Annotated in this window: 1 protein-coding gene; it reads left to right on the forward strand. The window is 65.9% G+C overall.

Annotated elements, in window-relative coordinates; genetic code table 11:
- A partial coding sequence (locus FPL22_RS17750) for an S-layer family protein (protein WP_162525365.1) occupies positions 1-6030 on the forward strand: 6030 nt, incomplete at both ends.

The raw sequence follows: 6030 nt of genomic DNA on the forward strand, positions 1-6030 counted from the left end.
GGTTCCACCAAGAACGTGACCGCGACGAACCTGCGCCTGCAGGCCAACGGCGCGATCGGCACGAACATCCGCCACCTGACGACGAACATCGATGTCCTCACTGCGCTGGCGTCGACCGGATCGATCTACGTGACCGAAGACAACGGCGTGACGGTCAGTTCGGTCCGCGTGACCGTGACGGACTTTAACAGCGACGCGACGACCACCACGGTCACCGACTTCGCGCAGTCCGACCTGACGACCAACACCAACGGCAACATCGTCCTGGTGGCGGTGCTCGGTGACATCACGCTCGATGACGGTGATGCCCTCGTCGACCAGACCTCGGGAGACACCCGCTCGACCAACGGCAACGCGGCGTCTGCGAACGGCACCGGCAGCATCCTGCTGGATGCGAACGCGGGATCGATCACGGCGAACGCGGACCTCCGCTCGGGCACCGGACGCATCACGCTGAAGGCCGACGACAACATCACGCTGACGACCAACGTGGACATCGTGACCGCCTCGACCGGCACGGTGTCCCTCGACGCGGAAACCGGCTTCCTCCTGATGGACGGCACCGCCACTGTGGTCGCCACCGGTTCCTCGGTGCGTCTGCGCGCCGAAGGCAACATCACGGTGGGCAACATCACCGCGACGAACGTGTCGATCGACACCGACGCCGGCTCGATCATCAACGCCACCGGTTCCACCAAGAACGTGACCGCGACCAACCTGCGCCTGCAGGCCAACGGCGCGATCGGCACGAACATCCGCCACCTGACGACGAACATCGATGTCCTCACTGCGCTGGCGACGACCGGTTCGATCTACGTGACCGAAGACAACGGCGTGACGGTCAGTTCGGTCCGCGTGACCGTGACGGACTTTAACAGCGACGCGACGACCACCACGGTCACCGACTTCGCGCAGTCCGACCTGACGACCAACACCAACGGCAACATCGTCCTGGTGGCGGTGCTCGGTGACATCACGCTCGATGACGGTGACGCCCTCGTCGACCAGACCTCCGGAGACGGCCGCTCGACCAACGGCAACGCGGTGTCGGCGAACGGCACCGGCAGCATCCTGCTGGATGCGAACGCGGGATCGATCACGGCGAACGCGGACCTCCGCTCGGGCACCGGACACATCACGCTGAAGGCCGACGACAACATCACGCTGACGACCAACGTGGACATCGTGACCGCCTCGACCGGCACGGTGTCCCTCGACGCGGAAACCGGCTTCCTCCTGATGGACGGCACCGCCACTGTGGTCGCCACCGGTTCCTCGGTGCGTCTGCGCGCCGAAGGCAACATCACGGTCGGCAACATCACCGCGACGAACGTGTCGATCGACACCGACGCCGGCTCGATCATCAACGCCACCGGTTCCACCAAGAACGTGACCGCGACCAACCTGCGCCTGCAGGCCAACGGCGCGATCGGCACCGCCGCCCGCCACCTGACGACCAACATCGACGTCCTCTCCGCGCTGGCGACGACCGGATCGATCTTCATCACCGAGGACAACGGCGTGACGGTCAGCTCGGTGCGCGTGACCGTGACGGACTTTAACAGCGATGCGTCGACCACCACGGTGACCGACCTGGCGCAGTCGGATCTCACCACCAGCACCAACGGCAACATCGTCCTGGTGGCGGTGCTCGGTGACATCACGCTCGACGACGGCGACGCCCTGGTGGTGCAGACCTCCGGAGACGGCCGCTCGACCAACGGCAACGCAGTGTCGGCGAACGGCACGGGCAGCATCCTGCTGGATGCAAACGCCGGCTCGATCACCGCGAACGCGGACATCCGCTCGGGCACCGGACAGATTACGCTGAAGGCCGACGACAACATCACCCTGACCACGAACGTGGACATCGTGACCGCCACGGGCGGCACGGTGTCGCTCGACGCGGAAACCGGCTTCCTCTTGATGGACGGCACGGCCACGGTCGTCGCGACGTCTTCCTCGGCCCGCCTGCGCGCTGAAGGCAACATCACGGTCGGCAACATCACCGCGACGAACGTGTCGATCGACACCGACGCGGGCTCGATCATCAACGCGGCCGGTTCCACCAAGAACGTGACCGCGACGAACCTGCGCCTGCAGGCCAACGGCGCGATCGGCACGAACATCCGCCACCTGACGACGAACATCGATGTCCTCACTGCGCTGGCGACGACCGGCTCGATCTACGTGACCGAAGACAACGGCGTGACGGTCAGTTCGGTCCGCGTGACCGTGACGGACTTTAACAGCGACGCGACGACCACCACGGTCACCGACTTCGCGCAGTCCGACCTGACGACCAACACCAACGGCAACATCGTCCTGGTGGCGGTGCTCGGTGACATCACGCTCGATGACGGTGATGCCCTCGTCGACCAGACCTCGGGAGACACCCGCTCGACCAACGGCAACGCGGCGTCTGCGAACGGCACCGGCAGCATCCTGCTGGATGCGAACGCGGGATCGATCACGGCGAACGCGGACCTCCGCTCGGGCACCGGACACATCACGCTGAAGGCCGACGACAACATCACGCTGACGACCAACGTGGACATCGTGACCGCCTCGACCGGCACGGTGTCCCTCGACGCGGAAACCGGCTTCCTCCTGATGGACGGCACCGCCACTGTGGTCGCCACCGGTTCCTCGGTGCGTCTGCGCGCCGAAGGCAACATCACGGTCGGCAACATCACCGCGACGAACGTGTCGATCGACACCGACGCCGGCTCGATCATCAACGCCACCGGTTCCACCAAGAACGTCACCGCGACGAACCTGCGCCTCCAGGCCAACGGCGCGATCGGCGCCGCCGCCCGCCACCTGACGACCAACATCGATGTGCTGACCGCGCTGGCTTCGACCGGTTCGATCTACGTGACCGAAGACAACGGCGTGACGGTCAGCTCGGTGCGCGTGACCGTGACGGACTTTAACAGCGACGCGACCACCACCGTCGTCACCGACTTGGCGCAGTCGGACCTGACGACCGTGACCAACGGCAACATCGTCCTGGTGGCGGTGCTCGGTGACATCACGCTCAACGACGGTGACGCCCTCGTCGACCAGACCTCCGGAGACGGCCGCTCGACCAACGGCAACGCGGTGTCGGCGAACGGCACCGGCAGCATCCTGCTGGATGCGAACGCGGGATCGATCACGGCGAACGCGGACATCCGCTCGGGCACCGGCCACATCACGCTGAAGGCCGACGACAACATCGCGCTGACCGCCAACGTCGACATCGTCACCGCCTCGACCGGCACCGTCTCGCTCGATGCCGAGACCGGCACGCTGACCATGGCCGGCACCGCCACGGTCGTCGCGACCGGTTCGTCCGTCCGCCTGCGCGCTGAAGGCAACATCACGGTCGGCAACATCACCGCGACGAACGTCTCGATCGACACCGACGCGGGCTCGATCATCAACGCGGCCGGATCGACCAAGAACGTCACCGCGACGAACCTCCGCCTCCAGGCCTCCGGCGCGATCGGCACGAACATCCGTCATCTCACCACGAACATCGATGTCCTCACGGCGCTGGCTTCGACCGGTTCGATCTACGTAACCGAAGACAACGGCGTGACGGTGAGCTCGGTCCGCGTGACCGTGACGGACTTTAACAGCGACGCGACCACCACCGGTGTGACCGACTTGGCCCAGTCCGACCTGACGACCGTGACCAACGGCAACATCGTCCTCGTCGCGGTCTTGGGTGACATCACGCTCAACGACGGTGACGCCCTCGTCGACCAGACCTCCGGAGACGGCCGCTCGACCAACGGCAACGCGGTGTCGGCGAACGGCACCGGCAGCATCCTGCTGGATGCAAACGCCGGCTCGGTCACCGCGAACGCGGACATCCGTTCCGGCACCGGCCACATCACGGTCAAGGCCGACGACAACCTCACGCTGACGGCCAACGTCGACATCGTCACGGCGTCCACCGGCACGGTGTCGCTCGATGCGGAAACCGGCTTCCTCCTGATGGACGGCACGGCCAACGTCACCGCCACTGGTTCCTCGGCCCGCCTGCGCGCCGAAGGCAACATCACGGTCGGCAACATCACCGCGACGAACGTCTCGATCGACAGCGACGCCGGTTCGATCATCAACGCGGCCGGATCGACCAAGAACGTCACCGCGACCAACCTCCGCCTCCAGGCCTCCGGCGCGATCGGCACGAACATCCGTCATCTCACCACGAACATCGATGTCCTCACGGCGCTGGCGACGACCGGTTCGATCTACGTAACCGAAGACAACGGCGTGACGGTGAGCTCGGTCCGCGTGACCATCACCGACTTTAACAGCGACGCGACCACCACCGTCGTCACCGACTTGGCGCAGTCGGACCTGACGACCGTGACCAACGGCAACATCGTCCTGGTGGCGGTGCTCGGTGACATCACGCTCGACGACGGCGACGCCCTGGTGGTGCAGACCTCCGGAGACGGCCGCTCGACCAACGGCAACGCGGTGTCCGCAAACGGCACCGGCAGCATCCTCCTCGATGCGAACGCCGGCTCGGTCACCGCGAACGCGGACATCCGCTCCGGCACCGGACACATCACGCTGAAGGCCGACGACAACCTCACCCTGACCGCCAACGTGGACATCGTGACCGCCACGGGCGGCACGGTGTCGCTCGATGCCGAGACCGGCTTCCTCCTGATGGACGGCACGGCCAACGTCACCGCCACTGGTTCCTCGGCCCGCCTGCGTGCGGAAGGCAACATCACGGTGGGCAACGTGACCGCGACGAACGTGTCGATCGACACGGATGCGGGCTCGATCATCAACGCGGCCGGTTCGACCAAGAACGTCACCGCCACGAACCTCCGCCTCCAGGCCAGCGGTTCCATCGGCGTCGCCGGCCGCCACCTGACGACGAACATCGACGTGCTGACCGCGCTGGCGACGACCGGCTCGATCTACGTGACCGAAGACAACGGCGTGACCGTCAGTTCGGTCCGCGTGACCATCACGGACTTTAACAGCGACGCGACGACCACCACGGTGACGGACCTGGCGCAGTCGGACCTGACGACGGTGACCAACGGCAACATCGTCCTGGCGGCGGTGCTCGGTGACATCACGCTGGATGACGGTGACGCGCTGGTGGTGCAGACCTCCGGTGATGGCCGCTCGACCAACGGCAACGCGGTGTCCGCGAACGGCACCGGCAGCATCCTGCTGGATGCAAACGCCGGCTCGGTCACCGCGAACGCGGACATCCGTTCCGGCACCGGCCACATCACGGTTAAGGCCGACGACAACCTCACGCTGACGGCCAACGTCGACATCGTCACGGCGTCCACCGGCACGGTGTCGCTCGATGCGGAAACCGGCTTCCTCCTGATGGACGGCACGGCCAACGTCACCGCCACTGGTTCCTCGGCCCGCCTGCGCGCCGAAGGCAACATCACGGTCGGCAACATCACCGCGACGAACGTCTCGATCGACAGCGACGCCGGTTCGATCATCAACGCGGCCGGATCGACCAAGAACGTCACCGCGACGAACCTCCGCCTCCAGGCCTCCGGCGCGATCGGCACGAACATCCGTCATCTCACCACGAACATCGATGTCCTCACCGCGCTGGCCACGACCGGTTCTATCTACGTGACCGAAGACAACGGCGTGACGGTCAGCTCGGTGCGCGTGACCGTGACGGACTTTAACAGCGACGCGACGACCACCACGGTGACCGACCTGGCGCAGTCGGACCTGACGACGGTGACCAACGGCAACATCGTCTTGGTGGCGGTCCTCGGAGACATCACCCTGGACGACGGCGACGCCCTGGTGGTGCAGACCTCCGGTGATGGCCGCTCGACCAACGGCAACGCGGTGTCCGCGAACGGCACCGGCAGCATCCTGCTGGATGCGAACGCGGGATCGATCACCGCCAATGCCGATATCCTCTCCGGCACCGGACACATCACGGTCAAGGCCAACACCAACATCACCCTCGCGGCCGGCGTCAACGTCACCACCTCCGCCTCGGGCACCATCTCCCTCAACGCC

Source organism: Rariglobus hedericola, from assembly GCF_007559335.1.
GTDB classification, from domain to species: domain Bacteria; phylum Verrucomicrobiota; class Verrucomicrobiia; order Opitutales; family Opitutaceae; genus Rariglobus; species Rariglobus hedericola.